The organism is Adhaeribacter aerolatus (assembly GCF_007991635.1).
GTDB classification, from domain to species: domain Bacteria; phylum Bacteroidota; class Bacteroidia; order Cytophagales; family Hymenobacteraceae; genus Adhaeribacter; species Adhaeribacter aerolatus.
This window is the reverse complement of sequence record NZ_BJYS01000045.1, coordinates 47,862-68,144: the sequence shown is the minus strand read 5'-3', so window position 1 is coordinate 68,144 and position 20,283 is coordinate 47,862. Positions and strand designations below refer to the sequence as shown.

The following is a 20,283-nucleotide window of genomic DNA, read 5'->3' as shown; positions in this document are numbered from 1 at the left end:
GTTTGTCTTATTATCCGCTTTTACACAATACAATACAAATTATCACCATTAAGTCTGATGAGAAAAAATTTACTTATTCTTTTTTATTTATGTCTTACCTTACTTAGTTGCAATAAAGAAGAAGAGCTGGTAATTCCGGAACCAGAAATTATACAACCTTTAGATACTCCTATTGAGTTTGGATTCAGACAAATTGACAATCCGGATAATTTAACCGAAGATGTGGTTGGCCGGTTAACCGCTGATCAAATTACCGGGGTGGCTCCGTTCCTGCTAAAGTCCGATTCTTTGGTAGCAACTTTTTCTGTACCCTCCGGCACCATTGTAACGGTAGCTAATAAAACCCAGATTAGCGGGGTAAGTAAGAATGACTTTAGTAAACCGGTTGTGTACACCTTTAAAACGCCACAAGGAACAGCCAAACAACTATCGGTAAACCTAACCACCTTTACCCAGTTACCTATATTATACCTGAACACCGCTGATACGCTGCCGGTAAGCTCAAAAGATGAGTATAAAAGCGCCAGCCTTAAAGTTAAAGGCAATGGGCAATATCAGGAAGGGTTATATAATGGAGGCATTCAAATAAAAGGAAGAGGTAATTCTACCTGGTACAGCATGCCGAAAAAACCTTATAAAATAAAATTAAACCAAAAGGCCCCGCTATTAAATATGCCGGCGGATAGAGAATGGGTACTGCTGGCAAATTACAGCGACAAAACATTAATGCGTAATTATGTTAGCTTTGAGTTAAGCCGCCGCCTGGGCTTAAAATACACGCCTCGTGCCCGCTTTGTTGAAGTATTTTTAAATGGCAATTACGAGGGTAATTACCTCTTAACAGAAGAAATAAAAATCTCAAAAGATCGGGTAGATATTGAAGAACTCGACCGTAGCGATAATAGTCCGGAAGAAATTACGGGAGGCTACTTGTTAGAGATAGATGTTAGACAAGATGCGGCATCGTGGTTTAAAACTAACAAGGATATAATTTTCTGCTTAAAATCGCCGGAAAGCCCATCGCCCGACCAGTACAATTATATAAAAGCTTATGTGCAGAAAACAGAAGAAATTCTGTATTCAGATAATTTTACGGACACCAAAGAGGGCTATGCCAAATATATTAACGTGGATTCTTTCGTTAATTGGTATTTATTAAACGAAATCACCAAAAATTCCGATGCGGTTTTTTATACCAGTGTTTATTTATTTAAAGATAGAAATAACAAGTTGTGTATTGGGCCGGCCTGGGACTTTGACATAGCAGCCGGAAATATCAATTTTTTAGATATTGAAAAGCCGGAAGGATTTTACATAATGAATTCTCTTTGGATAGAACGTTTGTTTCAAGACCCTGCCTTTGCAGAAAAAGTAAAAACCAGATTTAACCAGTTAAAACAAACGCAACTTAATACGCTTCCTCAATTTATAAACCAAACGGCTGCCTACTTAAACAAATCGCAGGAAGCCAACTTTAATCGTTGGGATATTTTAAATATTTATGTTTGGCCCAATGCGGTAGCTTTAGGGTCGCATGAGAAAGAAGTAGCTTATCTGAACAATTGGCTTCAGAAAAGAATAGCCTGGATGGAAAAGGAATTTACTATTAATTAATCAGGCTTGGAAAACTGCCAACTTACCAAAATAATGATCTGTACTTACCAAAGGGCTTGCTGAACCAGCAGGCCTTTTTACTTTACAGCATCTTCAGAAGAAAAAATAATCTGTTTATTAATAAGCCAGTAAGGCGGTTTATTCGCTATTTAACACCTCAATTCAATCTTTTAAAATTTCTTTATTTTATCGTTTATTGCATTGTTAATCAGAATACTATAACTTAAGGTAAATTAAAATTGGCTATAAAACATTTACCTAACGGCTGCAACTATGTATCATCCCAAAATAAATTAAAATTTTCCTTTTCTTATATATTAAAAATAATATATATTTAGATAATTTTAATTTCCATCATAATCTTTAATGGTTGATTACATGCATAAAAATACCACTCCTATCTGCCAGTTTACTATTAGATTAAAAACTAATATCATTTACCTGGTAGTAGCAGTATTTTCAACCATTTTAATAAGCTGTGAGAAAACGCCTGTTGAAACTGTTCAGAAATCCTTCCGAACCCAAAATGTTATTATTGTAGTTATAGATGGCCCCCGCTATTTAGACACCTGGGACAGCACCAGCCTTGCCCGGATTCCGAATATGGCAAAAATTTTGCGCCCTAAAGGAACATTCTTTTCCAAATTTTACAATAACGGCTATACCTATACCAATTCTGGTCATACGGCAATTACTACCGGTAATCGCCAGCCCATTGATAACAATGGCAAAGAGCTGCCCAAAAACCCTTCTTTATTTCAGTATTGGCTAAAACACTCGGGAAAACCCGCCAATTCTGCCTGGATTATAACCAGTAAAGGAAAATTAAATATTCTGGCAAATACCCAGCATCCTGATTGGCACAATACCTATCAACCATCAACTAATTGTGGCATTGAAAATACCAATAATGGTTACCGCAACGATTCGCTTACTTTAATAGAAGCCAAAAGAATTCTGAAAGAGCACCAACCAAACCTGGCCCTAATAAACTTCAGAGAACCAGATGCGGCAGGTCACTCTGGTAATTGGCGCGAATACCTAAAAGGTATTACCACTTCGGATAGGTACGTAACACAACTTTGGGACTTTTTACAAAAAGATACCTTTTACAAAGACAAAACAGCCCTGTTCATCACCAACGACCATGGTCGCCATACTTACGGTTCCAGCGGAGACTTTATTAACCACGGTGACCAATGTGAAGGCTGCCAGCACATAAGTTTACTGGCTTTAGGACCTGATTTTCCGAAGGGCAAAACAATAGAGACAAAATATAACCAGACCGATATTTCGGCTACGGTGGCAGCTTTGTTAGGATTTAGCTTTGATGTTACTGAGGGCCAGAAAATCCAGGAATTACTTACAAAATAGAACTTACTCCTGTAAGAACTTTTATAGATTTGCTTAACAATTAATAATCTTATAATTCTTTGAAATTCAACTAGACAAATAAAATACTTTTAGTAAAAACAAATATTTTAAAACGAATGATTTATATGTTTCCAGTCTTCCTGCCAGATTTGTTTATTCTTAATTAAGAGTAAGAATACCGCTTCCAAATTCAATGCGCGGGTTTCAAGTTCTGGCTCAATAACGCCACATTTTATCATATATTTCCGCCACATAAAAAGAAAAAATATCAATCGGTTTATATTATATTCGCTGATTATTTCAGGGTGAAGAAGCTTGAGATTGGCAGGTTTAACTGCTTTTACCCTTTAATTAGCTGTCAGTACTAAGTTGTGGAAATCATGCTGGTAAAATTGAGGCTATATAAAAGTCCAGATGCACTAACAGGCTGCCAGCATGTAAAAAGCACGCTTAAAGTCAGATAAACGCTCGGTACATTTGGTCACTTTTAAAATATTAAAGGGCAGATCTTAAATTTATACTTATACAAAATTATTAAAGCAACTATATAGAAGTTAAAAATGGTTCATGAATAAGTTGCGAATCGGAATTATAGTTTACCCGGAAAATGAACCAACCGATGGCGGTGGTTATTCCTACTTTAATACCTTATTTAAAGGAATAAATGATTTTACTTTTTCTCCCCAAATAGAAATTATAAATATTATTTTTTACCAAGGTCAGTTACCCCAATTAAGCCTAAAAAACCCTGCTATTTTAATTAAAGCAGGTTTTGGAGATAGGTTAAAAAATTTTATTAAAAGGAAACAAAAGAAGTCAGGCACCACTTTTACCAATAGGAACCCACTAATCAGTTTTCTTTATAATTTATCTATCCGGAACCGAAATAAGAAAGTAGAACGCTTGCTCAAAGACCACCGGATTGATTTTGTTTATTACCTTAAACAGCAGGATACCATTTTAAACTATCCGTTTATTGCTACTCTCTGGGATGTATCGCATAAATCTACCAATGGTTTTCCGGAACATAGTCTGAACAAAAATTATGAAATAAGAGAAAAGTATTACCTATATACCTTAAATAAGGCTTTTCTTATTTTGTGCGAGTCAGAAGCAGGTGCAACTGAACTAAAGAAGTACTACGCTATATATCCTGAAAAAATCAAAGTTTTACCGCTTTTCGCCAGCAATATAATTAACTGCCAGGCCTCTCCGGAATCAGAGCATACTACTTTAAATAAATTTAACGTAGAAAAAGAGAAGTTTTTTATTTACCCGGCCCAGTTTTGGCCCCACAAAAATCATTATAATTTAATTCTGGCCTTCCATAAACTTCTCCGGGAAACAGGAAACCAAAATCTGAAGTTGGTTTTATGCGGAAGTGATAAAGGGAATTTTTTATACATTTTAGACTTAATTAAGTCTTTATCTTTAACTGATAATATAATCGTGCCCGGCTTTGTTTCGGATGAGTCTTTATTTATTCTTTACCGGAATGCAATTGCGCTTACAATGCCTACTTTTTTAGGGCCAACCAACATTCCAATAATTGAAGCGGCTCATTTAAATTGTCCGGTTTTATGCTCTGATCTGGCTGGTCATAAGGAAATCATGGGTAATCATGCCTTGTACTTCAATCCTTCCGATGCCGAAGGAATTAAAGCAGCAATGATACAAGTACTTGATCAGAGCCTCCGGTCAAAATTAATTGAATCAGCCAAAGCACATATTACACAATCTCCATTTACTATAAATAACAGTTTGCAAGTACTGAACCAAATATTTTCAGAGGTAATTCCATTACGTAAGGCCTGGGGAGTTGATTATTTTTTAAATATCTCCTTTTTACTGACTATTGGATTGAACTGATAACCCATGGGCAAGCATTTCAGGATGTTTGTTGCTTTAAATTTTATAAAGATGTTGGTGTTTTGCTTGCTTGGTGAAAAATGTATTTAGTTGCGCGAAAAATTTATGATAAGGCAGGTTTAAATCCGGCCATTATCTTTAATATTCTAACACGAATTGTACAAAGCGCAGCCGGAATATTAACCCTGCTCTTGATTACCCGCTTTTTAGACAAGAATGAACAAGGCTATTATTATACCTTTACTAGCTTACTGGCCATTCAAATATTTTTTGAACTGGGGCTTACAAATATTATAACACAATATGTGGCGCATGAGGCCGCTCACTTATCGTGGTCCAGTAACTATCAACTTACCGGAGACTCTTATTATCAATCCAGGCTGGCATCCTTAATCCATTGGAGTATTAAATGGTTTTTGGTTCTGGCTGTCTTGTTGTTTATTTTCTTATTTTACTTAGGCAAACTATTTTTTACAAACTATAATGCTAATTTAGATGTCGATTGGCTGTTTCCCTGGTTTATATTATCGGTTTCAGCTACCTTTTTGCTTATTGTAAATTTATTTCTAGCCATATTAGAAGGTTTAGGAAAAATTGAGGAAATAAACAAAATTCGTTTATTGCAACAACTAATAAACTTAGGTCTGCTAACCTTCTTTTTCTCTATTAACTTTAAACTGTTATCTGGTGGTTTAGCTATCCTGCTGTCAAATATTACAGTAGGCTTCATTTTATTTTCTGGTTACAAAAAGATCATAATTAATATCTGGAAAACCGAAATAAAGTGGAAAGTAGATTTCAGAAAAGAAATTTTTCCTTACTTATTTAAAATTGGGTTAGGCAGTATAAGTGGCTATTTAATTTGGCAAATAATAAATCCGGTTTTATTTGCTACCCAAGGCCCCGTACTTGCCGGGCAGATGGGAGCCACACAAACTTTCTTAAATGGTATTTTAGTCATTTCATTAAGTTGGTTATCTACCAAGGTAGCTATATTTTCTAACTTTGTATCAAAAGGAGAATTTAACCAACTTAATGTCATTTACCGGAAGAATTTTGTCATCTCGCTGGTAGTTTGCCTGGTTGGTTTGTTTTTATTTATTATCTCTATTTTACTCCTGCAAATCTATTATCCAAAGTTGGGCAACCGGTTTTTAGATATCTTGCCTATTATATTTCTTGGTTTAACCCAACTGGTTAATTTAGTAGGAAATTCTCAAGCCTATTACTTAAGAAGTTTTAAACAAGAACCATTCTTCATTCCTTCCATTGTTATTGGTTTGGTTTCGGGTATACTAACCATACTATGTAGTAAATACTACGGAATTGTGGTAATGACTTTTGTATATTTTATAATTAATGGCCTGATTGCTTTGATATGGGCCATTATAATTTTCAGAAGTAAAACCTTTGAGTGGACAAAAACTCGTTTATCTATTTAACGGGGCAATTTATAATCCCAATAGTTTTTCCGGAGCACCCATTCTTTTACTTTGGGGTTATTCCTAAATGCTTCCTGATGAAAATCAAATCCTGCTTTTTCTTCCTGTTGAAGAATGGCCATGAGTTCACGAATTTCTTTTGGAATAAATTGATTCTTAACATATATTAAAAGATTTTTCGCGGGCCTTAATATATTTTTAACGCTAGCTAAAGAAATTATCTTATCACCGGCGTTATTATATAAATATTTCTTTCTTAAAAGCGTAAAAGAATTACAGACACCTTGGTAGAAAGCCCTTTGCTTAAAATATTTAACCGTTAACCTATCAGCGGAAATAAGATGATGAAGTTGTAATTGAGGATGATAAAGCGCTTTATAACCCAACGATTGCGCTTTCATGGTTAAGCCGGTTTCCCCATCCCCCTGAAAAAACTGAAGTTTAGCAGGAATATTATCAGGATGAAAGCCATCAAGTTCCTGGAGGGTTATTTTCCGGATGCAAAAATTCAGTCCCCACACGCAGTTTGGTTCGACTAACTTTTTATTACTTCCAAAATCAAATAAGCTTAGCCAGGTACAAGAAGTACCTGACCATTTAGTTTTGTTAAAAAAATAATAAATCCATTCTGGCGGATCAACCTCATATTTAGGCAGACAAGGACCTGTGGCTAAAAGAACTTCCGAATTTTTGAAAGCTTCTTTAACGCCGGAAACCCAGGAAGGATTAAGTTCTACATCATCATCTATAAAACATAATATGCTACCTTTTGCCAAGGATGTTCCCAGGTGTCTCCCGGTCAGCAGCCCTGGTTCCGAATTATAATAATACCTGAATTGACCAGGTGAATTAATTACAAACCCGTTGCAAATATCCTTTGTTTCATCAGAAGATCCATTGTCAATAATCAGCACTTCAAAATCCATCTTATCCGTTTGCTGATAAATTGAATGAAGCGTAAGTTTTAAAGATTTTGCACGATTTAAGGTAGGAATGATGATTGAAATAAGCATCTATTTATATCTACTTGTAATATCTAAAATTCTAAGATTGATAAGTCATAGATTGGAAAGAGCCTAAATAACCGCCACAATAAAGTTTGTTTATATTCATTACAAAATCTAATAAATAAAATTTAATTCAAAAAAATAAATACTTCGGCAAATAATTTTAAAAGAAATCATTCATACGTACAGCTCACCATTTAACGGTTTTGATGTGCCGCAATTTCAGTATTTTTCATGTTGTTATACAAGGTCATTATTTATAATAACGGTATTCTCACCAGAAATAGAATAGGTATACTTACTAAAAGTTTTATTAATAGCTACAAAAAAAGGTTTAGAACAATCCTCCTCCAAACAATCATGTAGCTCAATTATTATCATTTTTACTTTCGGAAGCCAGCCTTCGTAGTTATCCAGGAATAATATTTTTTCACTCGTTTCAATATCTAATTTTAATATATCAATGGTATTAATAGCGTATTTACAAACTAACTCATCTATTGAAATAGCCTCTATATTTCCTTCTGCCTCACTTTCTTCAACTACCATTGCCCATTTACCCATTTCAAATTTATCGTAAATTTTTAGCTTTGTTTTCCTATTCCAAAGGCCTAGGTTTTCACAATAAACGTTGTTGTAGTTGGCTACATTTTTCTGAAGCATTGCAAAGTTGTCTTTATCTGGTTCAACACTTATAACTTTAGCTTCTGGAAATTTATTTTTCATCAAAACCGTAAAAAGGCCAATATTTGCCCCGCCATCTATAATAACTTTAGGCCTTTCTATAAAATCTATCTTGTATTCATTTAAAACAAATACCTGGTAGAAAGCATCCGAATCAGAGGTTCCTTTTCTTAATGATATACTGGAGTTAATATTAGGAAGCCTTAAGTTATCTAACCTGTTTAATTTAAAATTAATAAATAATGAAATTCCGTATTCAACCCCAAAATTCTGCAGTAAGCGGAATAAAGTTTTAATGCTTTTTGTCATGTATGCCATCGCTTACCGCATATAAAGTACATATTGGCTAAGCTTTTATATCTTTAATATTATTTATTTTTTAATTGAATTTAATTAAACTAACTTAATTCTACCAGGCAACAATTTACAACTTTTATAACTTGTAATCATGCAAAAAATTCTGCTTTATTGCTGTTAAAACTAACAATTTAACAGTCTTGAGAAGAACTCTTAACCCGTTTATGTTTTACAATTTAAGTGGCAATTGTCTTTTCTACCAATATTAATTTAAACCGCTAAATTTTAGTTTTAATTTTAAAATTAAGTCTGTTTCAAAATCAATAATTTTTTTTGAATCAGCACAAATTAACCTTTCTCTCTTTACTAAACGGCTAATTTTAATATTCTAAAATATTATAAAAATTCTTAGGCTATTTTTAAATAAATAACCAATATTCAGTTTTTTACCATAAATTTTTAACACTGCAAAATAAATATTTTCAGGCGGGGAATATAGGACATCTAAACCTTACCAAGAAATATTATATTTACAAATTATCCGACACTTATTTCTACAACCCAAACAGTTAATTAAATGATCCAAACTATTATCCATCAAGAAAAGCTAATAGCTTTAATTATTCACAACAGTTATAATAAATCAGGGGTAAATTTTTTAACTCCTTCCTGTTTTTCTCAACAATTAGCCTTTATTAAACATTCTGAAGGCCATTTAATTGAGGCGCATACGCACAGCCCGGTCAGTCGGGAGGTTTTTTTCACTCAGGAAGTATTAGTAATTAAGAAAGGTAAATTAAAGGTTGATTTATATGATATTGACCAGAATTATCTGGAAAGTCATATTCTGGAACCTGGCGATGTTATTCTACTAGCTGCTGGTGGTCATGGTTTTGAGGTATTAGAGGACTTGGAGATGATTGAGGTTAAGCAGGGCCCTTACGTTGGGGATGACAAGATCCGGTTTAAGGGTATTCAGGCCGAAGTAAGCAATCTTGTTTAAGAAGTACAAATGGATTCAGTAATTCCGGTTAATGAACCTTTGCTGGATGGCAACGAAAAACAATATTTAATCAACTGCATCGAGACTGGCTGGATTTCGTCAGAAGGCCCTTATGTTAATCAATTTGAAGCGCTTTTTGCAACTAAAGTAAATCGCAAATTTGGAATAGCGGTTTGCAATGGTACGGTAGCTTTAGAAACAGCCGTTCTGGCTTTAGGAATTGGTAAGGACGACGAAGTAATTATGCCAGCCTTTACTATTATTTCCTGTGCGGCGGCTATTGTAAGAGCCGGAGCCAAACCCGTTTTAGTTGATGCGGACCCGGTAACCTGGAACATGGATGTGAACCAGGTAGCAGCGAACATAACGCCCAGAACCAAAGCTATTATGGTGGTGCATATCTACGGTTTACCCGTAGATATGGCCCCTCTATTAGCCATAGCAGCGCAGCACGGGCTTAAAATTATTGAAGATGCGGCCGAAATGCACGGCCAGACCTACAATCAAAAGCCTTGTGGAAGCTTTGGCGATATCAGTATCTTCAGTTTTTATCCTAATAAACACATTACCACCGGCGAGGGTGGGATGATTGTAACTGATAACCCGGAACTTGCAGCTAAATGTCGTTCGCTTCGTAACCTGTGCTTTATTCCGGAAAAGCGGTTCTACCACGAAGAATTAGGTTATAATTTCCGGATGACCAATTTACAGGCAGCTTTGGGTTTGGCCCAATTAGAAAGGCTGGACCATTTTATTCAAATAAAAAGGGCAATGGGCCAAAAGTACCACCGACTACTGCACCAGGTACCGGGCCTGCAGTTGCCATTGCCTACTACTCCTTTTGCAAATAATATTTATTGGGTCTTTGGTATTGTTTTAACCGAAGAAATACCGTTTAACGCACTAGTTGCTATGCAAAAATTAGGAGCTTTAAAAGTACAAACCAGGCCTTTCTTTTACCCCATGCACCTGCAACCCGTATTTCATAAGATGTCCCTTTTTCAGGGTGAGCACTATCCGGTTGCAGAAAAACTAGCCGAAAGAGGTTTTTATTTACCCAGCGGCATGGCTCTAACGGAGGAACAAATACATCAAGTAGCGGAACGCCTTCAGGCAATTTTAGTATGAGCACTTTTGATTATTACGCAGCCTATTATGATCTTCTTTACAAAGACAAAGATTATGCAGGTGAAGTAGATTACCTGTATACATTAATAAAAAAACATTCGCCCACAGCTAAAAATATATTAGATTTTGGTTGCGGAACTGGTAAACATGATTTTTTACTTGCCGAGCGAGGCTTTCAAGTGTTCGGGGTAGACTTATCAGAAAAAATGATTTCGGAAGCCAATCAGAATAAATCCCGAAATAACCTGAACGTTAACTTTTGCCAGGGAGACATCCGGAATATCAGATTAAACCAAACCTTCGATATAGTTACTTGCCTCTTTCATGTTATTAACTACCAGATTACGAACGAGGATTTACTAAAAACTTTTGAAACAGCTAAAGTTCATCTGAAACCTAACGGACTTTTTATTTTTGATAGTTGGTATGGGCCAGGGGTTTTAACCGATTTACCGGAACGACGGATAAAAGACATGGAAGATGCGCGTATTTCAGTGGAAAGAATTGCTGAACCCATCCTGCATTTAAATCAAAATATGGTAGATGTAAATTATACCTTACAAATAAAAGATAAAATTCATCACAATAGCCAGATAATAAGAGAACAACACCGGATGCGGTTTTTATTTTATCCTGAGATCGAAATGCTCGCACAATTAAATGGCTTTGAAGTTATTGGCTTTGAGAAGTGGCTCCAAGGAGGAATTCCTCATTCAAACTGGTTCGTTACGGTTGTGTGCAGAGTTAAATAACCATTTTGTTTAAATTTTTTATTTATAAAAACAACTAAGCCGATGGTACAAATCGGCTTAGTTGCTATTTACTGTCCTGTTTCTTTATTCCGGATACCCAAAATTATTTCCATTTTCTCTTTAAATAATTGCTCTTCTAAACCTACCGGATATAAATGCGGATTAAGGAAGCGCCGGATAGATTCGTGCAGTTGGCTAATTTGCTGCCGGGTACGGGCCTGAATAGTTTTTAAATCCGGCTCCTGGTAAACCACTTTTCCATTCCGGAATACCGGCACTAATAAATTTTCAAAGTCTTCGTCGGCGGATAAAGTTCTGCGGCGGGTTACATCGGCGGGGTCTATAATGGTAGCGTCAGTCGGCACAGGTTGTTCTTCCGAGTAAATCATATCGGCTATAAAGTTCTGGGTGCCATAATAGCGGCGCACCTGTAAAATTCCCGGGGTCGATATTTTTATCAGTTGCTCCGACAATTTGAGTTTATATTCCCAATGGCCGTCGGTTCCGCGCAAAGCAGCCAGTTTATAAACGCCGCCCAAGGCCGGTTGGTCGTAAGCCGTTACCAGTTTAGTACCAATGCCCCAGGTATCTATCCGGGCACCCTGTAATTTCAGGCTTTGTATTAAATATTCGTCCAGGTCGTTGCTGGCCAGAATAGAAACCTCCGGCAGGCCTGCTTCATCCAGCATCCGGCGGCCTTCCTTGCTCAGGTAAGCCAAATCGCCGGAATCCAGACGGATTCCAAGCAGTTCGGCTCCTTTCTCGCGGAGTTGTTTAGCTACCATTATGGCTTTCTTAATACCCTGCAGGGTATTATAAGTATCTACCAGAAAAACAGAATCATGCGGAAATACCTCGGCGTAAGCCGCAAACGCATCCTGCTCTTCCGGAAACGACATAACCCAGCTATGGGCATGCGTGCCTTTAACCGGAATATCAAAATAGCGCCCGGCCAGTAAATTGGAGGTGGCCCCAATTCCCCCGATAAAAGCGGCCCTTGCTGCCGACAAAGCACCGTCCGGCCCCTGAGCCCGCCGCATGCCAAATTCAATTATACGGTCACCCTGCGCCGCATCCACTAAGCGGGCTGCTTTGGTGGCAATCAGGGTCTGAAAATTAATAATAGTAAGTAAGGGAGTTTCGAGGAGTTGGCATTGTAAAATAGGTCCCTGGATGCGCAGCAACGGTTCGTTCGGAAAAACCACGGTACCTTCGGGTATGGCATCGACCTGGCAGGTAAAAGTTAAGTTCTGTAAATAAGCCAGGAATTCAGTTTCAAATAAAGGTTGCTGCTGGCTACCCTTCAGACTACCTAAATAAGCAATATCATCCGGAGAAAAACGAAATTCTTTTAAATAATCAATCGCATCAGCCAGCCCCGCACAAACTGTATAGCCGCCATTGAACGGGTGCTTCCGGAAATACAGATGAAAAACCGCTTCCTGTTCGGCCATACCCTTTTTCCAGTAAGCCTGGGCCATGGTAAGCTGGTACATATCGGTAAACAAGGCAAGCGAGGTAGCGTAGCGGCTGGTAAATTTCATAGTAGCAGATATTTGTCAGATTCAGAAAATTAAAGGTAGTTTAAATTAAAGGTTAAAGTACCGGAGCATTATTCCGTGCACAAACGAAAAAAGCTTTCCTTTAGATTTATTTTAAAGCAACCACGCCGCATTTTACCCCAATAAATGATTACTATTGATTAATAACCGGTAAAACTAAATAATGGATAATTTTTAGAAGCGATAACGTACCTGGCAACGAATATCGGTCCGCACCGGACCAGCAATTTCTTCCAGCCCCGAACCGATGGTTTCCTGGTGCCGGTATTGAGTATAGGCAATTTTGAGCCAGGCATCCAGCTTTCCCGTTATAGCTTGTTGCGCCACCAGGTAAACACGGGTACCCGTTCCAAAGAACGCCGGCACCGAAAAAGCGGATAATACATCCCGTTCGGTTACGTATTGCCGGGTGTCATAATCGTCAGTATCAAAAAGGGCAAAGCGGGCGCTGAGTACGGTCTTTCCGAAAGAAAATATTCCTTCCTGGCCGATATAATATCCGGTTTCCCAGGGATGTTCGTGCTGGTACCGGCTCATTTGTACCCGCGAGCGTAAACTTAAAGAAGGCAGCGGCGAGAAATCTAAGTAAAATAAATAATTGCGGCGGGTAGCCGGTGCCACATAATCCAGCGGCCGGCCGTTTTCGCGGCGGTTTAAACCTTTGGTTTCCTGCCGGAATTGCGCGTACAGGTTTGCGGTTTTAGTAGGTTTATACAGCAACCGCACCAAATATTCCTGTCCGCCCGAGGGTGCATCTACCCGGTATTTAAGCCACGGAAACCGGAACCGATCGTAATAAGCAGTAATTTCCCATTTTATGGCCGGCTTTATCTTCAGGCCGGTGTACCAGCCCAGTTCATTGGCATTGCGGGTGTTTTCGCCGAAGGCATTTCCGTAAAAACTATGAAAATTCTTGGCATAGTTCCGGTAGATTAAGGCAACATCTACTTGCTTGGATAAGCTGGCCATTAACCCATTTACGGTACCTAAACCACCGCTGTACGATCTGGCCGTTTCGCCGAAAACATTTACGTTTAGCAGATTGTAGCTGTAATGAAATCCAATATTGGCACTTTGCTTCCCATTAAAACTAAAGGCGTGGTAGCTGGCATTCTGCCGCTGCAAAGGCAAATTATAGCTGGTGTGTACAAAGGTGAGGCCGGTGGTGAAGTGGCGTGCTGATGTTTTAAATATTATGTTACCCCCAAATATATTTTCGGTTAGTTGGTGCTTATTCCGGCGTTCCGTAGGTGTGCGGTGCAGCCCGGAGGTTTGTACGCCGCCAAAAGAAAAGGCTTGTGCAGCTAAACTATCGGCCGCGGCTCCCAAAGTGCCATCCACTCTTTTGCGGGAGAAAAAGCCGGTCAGTTCAATATTTTGGTGAATAGTATAAGTGGCCGCCGTCCCGCGGAAAAAGCCACTTTCGAGTACCGACGAATACGGCCGGATGCCCACGTTGCTGCGGCGAACAGTGGTAATGGTTTCGCTGCCTTTGCCAACCGAGAAACCCGAGGACAGCAACAGCCCCTGCCCGAACTGCAACTGATAATCGCCCAAAGCCAAGGCCTTAAACCGGCCTTTGTTGTATACCTGAAAATGAGCCGAATAAAAATCCATCCCGTATTGATGCCTGGTGGGTTGCCAGCCGAAGGCCTCTCCGGCATCTTTTTCGGTGGTAAAACCAATACTAAAATCATGGGCGTGGCTGTTGCGGTAGCGCATCAGATATTTATCCGGCGAACCGGAATAACGGGTGGTCAGACGGTTACCGATGGTATCGGGTGGTGAATAGCCTTTGCGTTGCTGCCAGGTACGGTCGTAACGGGCTAATAAATAATGGTTGTTGTTTTTTAAAATGCGTTGCCATAAATCCTGCCGGGTAGCCAGCAGCCCCGGTTCCTGTACGGTAACAAAAGGTAATATTTTTTGGATGGTAATTAAATCCCAACCCGGTACGGATTGCAGTTCATAAATACTCAATAATTGCCCATTTTGCCGGATATGCGTAAATAAATTATTTATTTGGGCAGGAGTTAAAACAAACAAAGCGGTCAATTCATCGGCATTCGTATTATTCAGGTTGATAGGATTTTGGTAGTAAAGCAGCAGGTTTTCGTAAACATCTTCGTAAACCGGATTGTCTTCTTCTTGTTGTGCGAGTAGTTCCTGCACCAATAGTTCCAGGTTAATGGCTGGTCGCTGGTATTCCTGGGCTGCGGCAGCAAACCAGCTAAATAAAGAGAACAAAAACAAAGCTAATTTTCTGCCCATAAGCCTTTATTCAAACCCAAATGATATGGAAAGATGATTGCTGATACCTAAAACCGAATGACTGCCCAAGGCATAATCGATGCTGAATTGCCGGCTTACAAATCCAACACCAGCTGTAGCGGCTTGCCGGGCTGTAGAAAAGCCTGTGCGTAAGGCTAATTGGGTTATTGGTTTATATTCTAAGCCACCTTTTAAATCAGCAGCGTGTTCCAGGTCTTTTTCGGTTTCGAGGCTTAAGAGCAATTTAGCACTGGGTTGATAAGCCAGGCCCGCCTGCATAACAGTTGGGAATCGCTCGTTTTGGTAGCTGGCCAGTTTGGCCTGGTTGAAGTTAAAAATATGGGCCCCGAAGGTGAGTTTGGGTATTATTTCGGATTGGCCACCAAACGACAAAGCCACGGCCCGGCGGCTTCCCAACTGCTCCAGGTGTAACTGCAGCAAGGTTGCTTTTAAGCCTAAACTTACCGGCCCAATGCGATGGGCATAGCCCAGTCCTAGTTTTTGCTCGTTGTAAAGTTTATCCCCAAACCGCATCAACTCAATGCCCAAAGCACCTTGTTTGGCGATAGGATAAACACCCTGCAGGGTAACCGTACTCAGGGCTTTTAAGTTAAAACGATTTTCGGCATAAACGCCGGCGGCTGGTTTTTTCAGAGCGGTGATACCGGCAATATTGTTACTAACGGCCCACACATCGGCCAGTGTAACGGCTACGCCCGCCAACCCGTTGGTCCGGGCACCGGCAGGATTCGGGTAATTATCCGCCTGGGCAGAAGACAAGAATAATACAAAAGAGAGCAGCAGCGGAATTTTATATTTCATAGACTCACCTAAGTATTGCTGATTTAGATCTTAAATTCGCCCCGTTACCAGAGCTATTTACGTATTAAAGCCATCACCGATTCAGTTATGCAACAGCTCTTTAAACAATTTTTGCTTGGTTTAATCTGGGTGTACCAACGGCTGATTTCCCCGCTAAAGCCACCTAGCTGCCGGTTTACCCCCACGTGCTCGCAATATGCGGCTGAAGCGGTTACCAAACACGGTCCGTTGCGGGGTGGATGGCTGGCTTTAAAGCGCTTGGGGCGGTGTCATCCGTGGGGTGGCAGTGGCTACGACCCGGTACCCTGAGCCAATGCGTTAAAGTAGTTTAGTACTATTTTTCTAAACCTACCGCTCGCTTTTACGTTTTAATTCTTCTAAAAATAATAATCAGCGTTCAGGTTGACGTTAAATTCAGAAGAACGGGTATGCGCTTAATTTTTAAGATTTTTTTAGCTCTGATTTTCTGTTCGGTTGTACTGTATGGTTTTAACGGACAGTCTGCTTTTGAAACTTCCTCACCCATTCCTTTAGCAACCACCGCTCCGGCAAACACTGCTTCTGTTAATAAATTAAATGAAAATCTAGCTGTTAAAATAGCCGACTTGCCAAAAGAAATTAAAGAAAGTTCGGGTATAGAAGAAGGCGGCCAACTTGGTACGTTTTACACCCACAACGACGCAAACAACCCGGCCACGCTTTATAAAATAGACGATAAAGGAAACCTGCTGGCTACTATTAATTTAAGTAATGCCGAAAATATTGATTGGGAAGATTTAACCCGCGACGACAAAGGCAATATTTACATTAGCGATACCGGCAATAACAGCAATAAACGATTAAGGTTAAGAATTTATAAGCTAAACCCGCAAAACCCTGAGAAACTGGCGGAAATAAACTTTGAGTATGCCGACCGGAAGAATGGCACCGCGGATAAAACGCATTACGAATTTGATTGTGAGGCCCTTTTTTGGCACCAAAATAAATTGCACCTGGTTACAAAAGACCGGGAGGATGGCGTGCTGGCCAAGTTATACGAACTTCCCGATCAACCTGGCGATTACGAAGCGAAATTAATCGAAAAGCATGATGTAAACCTACCCGTGACAGCCGCCGACATTAGCCCTGACGGCAAAACACTCCTACTTTTAAGCAAGGGAAAAATTCATTTGTTTCATCCTTCCTGCAAAGGGCAGTTCTTCAGCGGAGAGATGCAAACCTTAAATCTTGGGAAAGTAGGACAAACCGAAGCTGCCGTTTTCACCGGCAATAAGACAGTGGTTATTACCAACGAAAACGGCCAAATGTACCGCTATAATCTATAAATTTAATATCGGTATGATTTACTTATCTTAAATATCCTTTTTGAATTTCAGCTTTTTGCCTAAAAACAAAAGCATATAAACAGATGTCTATCTATTTTTCCTTCGCCCAGATTTCGTAGATTTTATTGCCGGTAGTGCTCAGGCCACGGTGGTGCCAGTCGCCGTTTTTCACTTCGTAATCAAAAGAAATGCTCATGCCCACCCGTTTTGAATCGCGGGAGAAGAACTCGATATTTTCGGTGTACTTACCGTCCTTAAGGGTATAAGTACCGCCGCCGGTACCAAAAAACTGCTTTGTTTCGGTGTTAATAGCCGCCCACTGAAACCGCTTCCCCGACAGCCATTTAATGGTTTTGCGGGGTCCACGCTGCATAACCGACATTTGCCCAGGCTGGGTTTCGCGTTCGCGGATGCGCCAGGCGCCGGTTAAAGCACTACCGCCCGCATCTATTCGCTCCCAGGTTTCGGTTATGTTTTGGCCATTCTGGGTTCGGGTAAGTTGCAGGGTGTTGCCTTTGGCACTTAAATTATAAGCCAAGTTGGTACCTACTTTCGTAGAATCGGTGGTGAAATATTCCAGGTTTTCGGTATAACGGCCATTATTTAAGGTGTAGGTACCGCCCTGGGCCCCAATATAAGCTTTATCTTTCAGGTTATAGTCGGCCGCCGTAAAATGCCCATCAACCATTATTTTCACCACGTTGGGTGCCGTTCGGGCAGGGTCAGAGGTTTTTACCAGCCGCCAGGCACCCGTCAGGATTTTAGCAGTTGCATTGCCGGGTTGCTGTTTTTTACTACTTATAATCGTTTTGGATTGTTCAAAACGAAAGCTGAAGGCGCTTGCGCTTAATAAAACTAAAACTAGAAACCCCAGTGGAAAAAGATTTATCTTTTGGTTTACTTTCATGTGTTTACAGGTTAAACGGTTAAATAAATCAGCTAAGTACTTACCATAAAATTCATTTCGAAAATATTTATTTAGCCGGCACTACCGGAAAAGCCACTACTCGCACTTTGGTGCAGCCAAAAGGCACCAGGGTAATTTTTTCTACTTCTTTCTGCACTTCGCCTCTAAAAATACCGGTTCTATCGGTTACCGGCTGGGGAGCCACATCATTTACAATGCGCCATTCGGGTATTTTGCGGGCCGAAGTAGTAATTTGAATAGGCGCATGCTGAATATTCCAGATAAATTTATCTGTAACCGGCTGCACTACTTTCACTTCCAGGTTCTGAACCGGTTCTTTTACAATCGTTTCCAGCAGGCCGTAATTCCAGTCGCCCTTCGGGTAAACGCTAAAATAATCACCTTCTTTTTCGTCGGTGCCTTTTTCCCATTTTTCTTCCAGCTTTAAGGCGTACACCAAGGGGCCTCTTTCTACTGCCCGCGAGTTGCGGCCCCAATTAGAGGTTGTCAACGGCATGGGTAACTGCAGGGTCATTTTGTCTTTATTTTTCCAGGTGCGGTTTACGGTAATTAACCGTTTACCTTTTTCGGTGCTTAATTTCTCCCCGTTTATTAGCACCGTTGCTTCCTGGCACCAATTGGGCACCCGTAACTGCAGCGGAAAAGCAACTGCCTGCTTAGTCGTGATTTGGAAATTAACGACATCGCCAAACGGATAATCCGTTACCTCATTTATGGTTACTTCGGTGTTGGCTTTACCTACCTTGGCTTTTACTACATTGGGACTGTAAGCCAGTGCAGCCAATCCGTTATCCGGAGTCGCGTACCACAAGTGCTGAGTAAATTTAGTCCAGCCCTGGTGCATATTGGCCAAACAACAAGTATACCCGCTCCGCATACCGTACACGTTGTTCATTTCGCGGCTAAACGGCAGCGAGAAGTTAAATACCCCACGTTTTACTTGCACCTGGTTGGCTATCTGAAAATATTGCTTGGCATTGTAATCGTCGGTGGTTTGGGGTGGCAATGCATTAAAGGTCATGCGTTCTAAGGCATCGGCGTACTGCATGTCGCCGGTGATGCCTAATATTTCTTCCAGCGAATACATGGCTTCCACAATGGCGCAAAGTTCCGTGCCCTGGGTAGGGTCGTTGCCGTGTAAATCTTCATCGCCCGAAAATATTCCCATCGGCAATCCGTGCAGCTGCATCAGATCGTTCCAGCCGGTATTTAACGATTTTAAATATTGCTGGTCGCCGGTGCGTTGGTAATTAATAGCCGGTGCTTTCAGGGCCATGCCTACGTTTACGGCGTGCCGGCGCATCCAGTGATCACCATTTTGCTGCGCGGCTGCCCCAATTACCCAATCGCGGTTACCCAGCCAGGTACTCCACGGAAAAGACTGCGACTCTATTAAGTTAGCCAATTCCAGCAAGGAGGGTTCTTTCGTAATGCCGTACAGCCACTGTGCCAGCATAACGTTATCGGTTCCGCGGGAGGCGGCCCATTCAGTCCACTTGCCAATGGGGCATTGCTGCAAGGATTTTAACTGGTAATTAAAATACTTGGTCATGAACGGAATAACACGCCGGTCCTGGGTAGCCGTGTAATACTGCCGGATGGCTTTCAGCATCACCATTTTGGGCCACCAATCTTCGCCCTGGCTACAGTTTTCGGCCGCAACCTGGATGCCTTGCTCCCGTTCGGCTTTGGTAATCGGTCCAAAATAGCCGGAAGGGCGCTGGTTATCGAGCGTCCAGTTAATATATTTTAATACTTTAGTTTGGAGTTGCTTATCGTCCAGTAAATAAGCCAGTGGCACCGCTCCGTCCAGCCAGTAAGGCGTTTCTTCCCAATTGTCGCCTTTGCCTCCCAGCCAACCATTGTCTTTTCTAATTTTTTCGTGCACCTCGTCTAAATGCCCGGTAGTGCCATTGCGCATTATTTGCAACTGATTCAGCAGCCAGCCTTTTGGTTTAACACTGCCTAAAGGCAACGGGGTATAAGCCGGCGTTACATAGCCCGCAGCAGATTGCGGCGGTTGAACCACTCCCTGCTTGGCGGGTTTAAAAGAAGTTATGAAGAAAACGGCTAAAGAAGAAATGATTAACTTTTTGTTCATTTACCTGGACAATTAATATTCCTGTAATCGAAAGCAAAAATGATGAAGCTTTCAATTTAAAGAATTATTTACTTAATCCAAAAGTGAAAACAAGGCTCCAGAAT

At 40.3% G+C, this 20,283-nt stretch carries 16 protein-coding genes; 9 read left to right on the top strand and 7 right to left on the bottom strand.

The window, feature by feature from the left end:
- Positions 1 to 57: 57 nt before the first annotated feature.
- From AAE02nite_RS22880 to AAE02nite_RS22865, 4 genes are all read left to right on the top strand, one after another.
- Positions 58 to 1,614: a CotH kinase family protein gene (locus AAE02nite_RS22880; protein ID WP_170252673.1), complete on the top strand. Its 1,557-nt coding sequence runs from the start codon at positions 58 to 60 to the stop codon at positions 1,612 to 1,614.
- Between the two features lie 378 nt (positions 1,615 to 1,992).
- Positions 1,993 to 2,988, top strand: coding sequence for an alkaline phosphatase family protein (locus AAE02nite_RS22875; RefSeq protein WP_170252672.1), 996 nt, complete (start codon positions 1,993 to 1,995; stop codon positions 2,986 to 2,988).
- Between the two features lie 903 nt (positions 2,989 to 3,891).
- Positions 3,892 to 4,857, top strand: coding sequence for a glycosyltransferase family 4 protein (locus tag AAE02nite_RS22870; RefSeq protein WP_170252671.1), 966 nt, complete (start codon positions 3,892 to 3,894; stop codon positions 4,855 to 4,857).
- Positions 4,858 to 4,937: 80 nt separating this feature from the next.
- Entirely contained in the window at positions 4,938 to 6,299 is a 1,362-nt protein-coding gene (locus tag AAE02nite_RS22865) for an MATE family efflux transporter (protein WP_146903835.1), read from the top strand.
- Here the strand turns inward: AAE02nite_RS22865 and AAE02nite_RS22860 are convergent.
- Entirely contained in the window at positions 6,296 to 7,312 is a 1,017-nt protein-coding gene (locus tag AAE02nite_RS22860; protein ID WP_146903832.1) for a glycosyltransferase family A protein, read from the bottom strand. The two genes, AAE02nite_RS22865 and AAE02nite_RS22860, sit on opposite strands and share 4 nt — an antisense overlap.
- A 234-nt stretch (positions 7,313 to 7,546) precedes the next feature.
- Positions 7,547 to 8,299: an FkbM family methyltransferase gene (locus tag AAE02nite_RS22855; RefSeq protein WP_170252670.1), complete on the bottom strand. Its 753-nt coding sequence runs from the start codon at positions 8,297 to 8,299 to the stop codon at positions 7,547 to 7,549.
- A gap of 565 nt (positions 8,300 to 8,864) precedes the next feature.
- Here AAE02nite_RS22855 and AAE02nite_RS22850 point away from each other — a divergent pair.
- From AAE02nite_RS22850 to AAE02nite_RS22840, 3 genes are read left to right on the top strand one after another with little or no spacing between them, the layout of a single operon-like run.
- Entirely contained in the window at positions 8,865 to 9,290 is a 426-nt protein-coding gene (locus AAE02nite_RS22850) for a cupin domain-containing protein (protein WP_146903826.1), read from the top strand.
- 9 nt (positions 9,291 to 9,299) lie between these two features.
- Entirely contained in the window at positions 9,300 to 10,418 is a 1,119-nt protein-coding gene (locus AAE02nite_RS22845; RefSeq protein WP_146903822.1) for a DegT/DnrJ/EryC1/StrS family aminotransferase, read from the top strand.
- Positions 10,415 to 11,170 carry a class I SAM-dependent methyltransferase gene (locus tag AAE02nite_RS22840; protein WP_146903819.1) on the top strand — a complete coding sequence of 252 codons (756 nt, stop codon included), beginning with the start codon at positions 10,415 to 10,417 and terminating at the stop codon, positions 11,168 to 11,170. Before AAE02nite_RS22845 ends, AAE02nite_RS22840 begins: the two co-directional genes overlap by 4 nt.
- A 68-nt stretch (positions 11,171 to 11,238) precedes the next feature.
- Here the strand turns inward: AAE02nite_RS22840 and AAE02nite_RS22835 are convergent, their stop codons facing one another.
- The 3 genes from AAE02nite_RS22835 to AAE02nite_RS22825 form a co-directional block, all read right to left on the bottom strand.
- Positions 11,239 to 12,714: a nicotinate phosphoribosyltransferase gene (locus AAE02nite_RS22835; protein ID WP_146903816.1), complete on the bottom strand. Its 1,476-nt coding sequence runs from the start codon at positions 12,712 to 12,714 to the stop codon at positions 11,239 to 11,241.
- A 192-nt stretch (positions 12,715 to 12,906) separates the two neighbouring features.
- Positions 12,907 to 15,003, bottom strand: coding sequence for a ComEA family DNA-binding protein (locus AAE02nite_RS22830; RefSeq protein ID WP_146903811.1), 2,097 nt, complete (start codon positions 15,001 to 15,003; stop codon positions 12,907 to 12,909).
- A gap of 6 nt (positions 15,004 to 15,009) precedes the next feature.
- Positions 15,010 to 15,825 (bottom strand): PorV/PorQ family protein, encoded by an 816-nt coding sequence (locus tag AAE02nite_RS22825; protein ID WP_146903808.1) that lies wholly within the window; start codon positions 15,823 to 15,825, stop codon positions 15,010 to 15,012.
- A gap of 87 nt (positions 15,826 to 15,912) precedes the next feature.
- Between AAE02nite_RS22825 and yidD the strand changes: the two genes are divergently transcribed.
- Both yidD and AAE02nite_RS22815 read left to right on the top strand, forming a co-directional pair.
- Positions 15,913 to 16,134, top strand: a complete 222-nt coding sequence (yidD, locus tag AAE02nite_RS22820) for a membrane protein insertion efficiency factor YidD (protein WP_146903805.1) — start codon at positions 15,913 to 15,915, stop codon at positions 16,132 to 16,134.
- Positions 16,135 to 16,253: 119 nt separating this feature from the next.
- On the top strand, positions 16,254 to 17,150 hold the full coding sequence (locus AAE02nite_RS22815) for a hypothetical protein (RefSeq protein ID WP_146903801.1): 897 nt from the start codon (positions 16,254 to 16,256) through the stop codon (positions 17,148 to 17,150).
- A 91-nt stretch (positions 17,151 to 17,241) separates the two neighbouring features.
- On the opposite strand, the gene AAE02nite_RS22810 is transcribed toward AAE02nite_RS22815, so the two are convergent.
- Positions 17,242 to 18,057: a DUF4488 domain-containing protein gene (locus tag AAE02nite_RS22810; protein ID WP_146903798.1), complete on the bottom strand. Its 816-nt coding sequence runs from the start codon at positions 18,055 to 18,057 to the stop codon at positions 17,242 to 17,244.
- 67 nt (positions 18,058 to 18,124) lie between these two features.
- A complete protein-coding gene (locus tag AAE02nite_RS22805) occupies positions 18,125 to 20,179 on the bottom strand; it encodes a beta-L-arabinofuranosidase domain-containing protein (RefSeq protein ID WP_146903795.1) in 2,055 nt (684 codons plus the stop codon).
- Between the last annotated feature and the right edge of the window lie 104 nt (positions 20,180 to 20,283).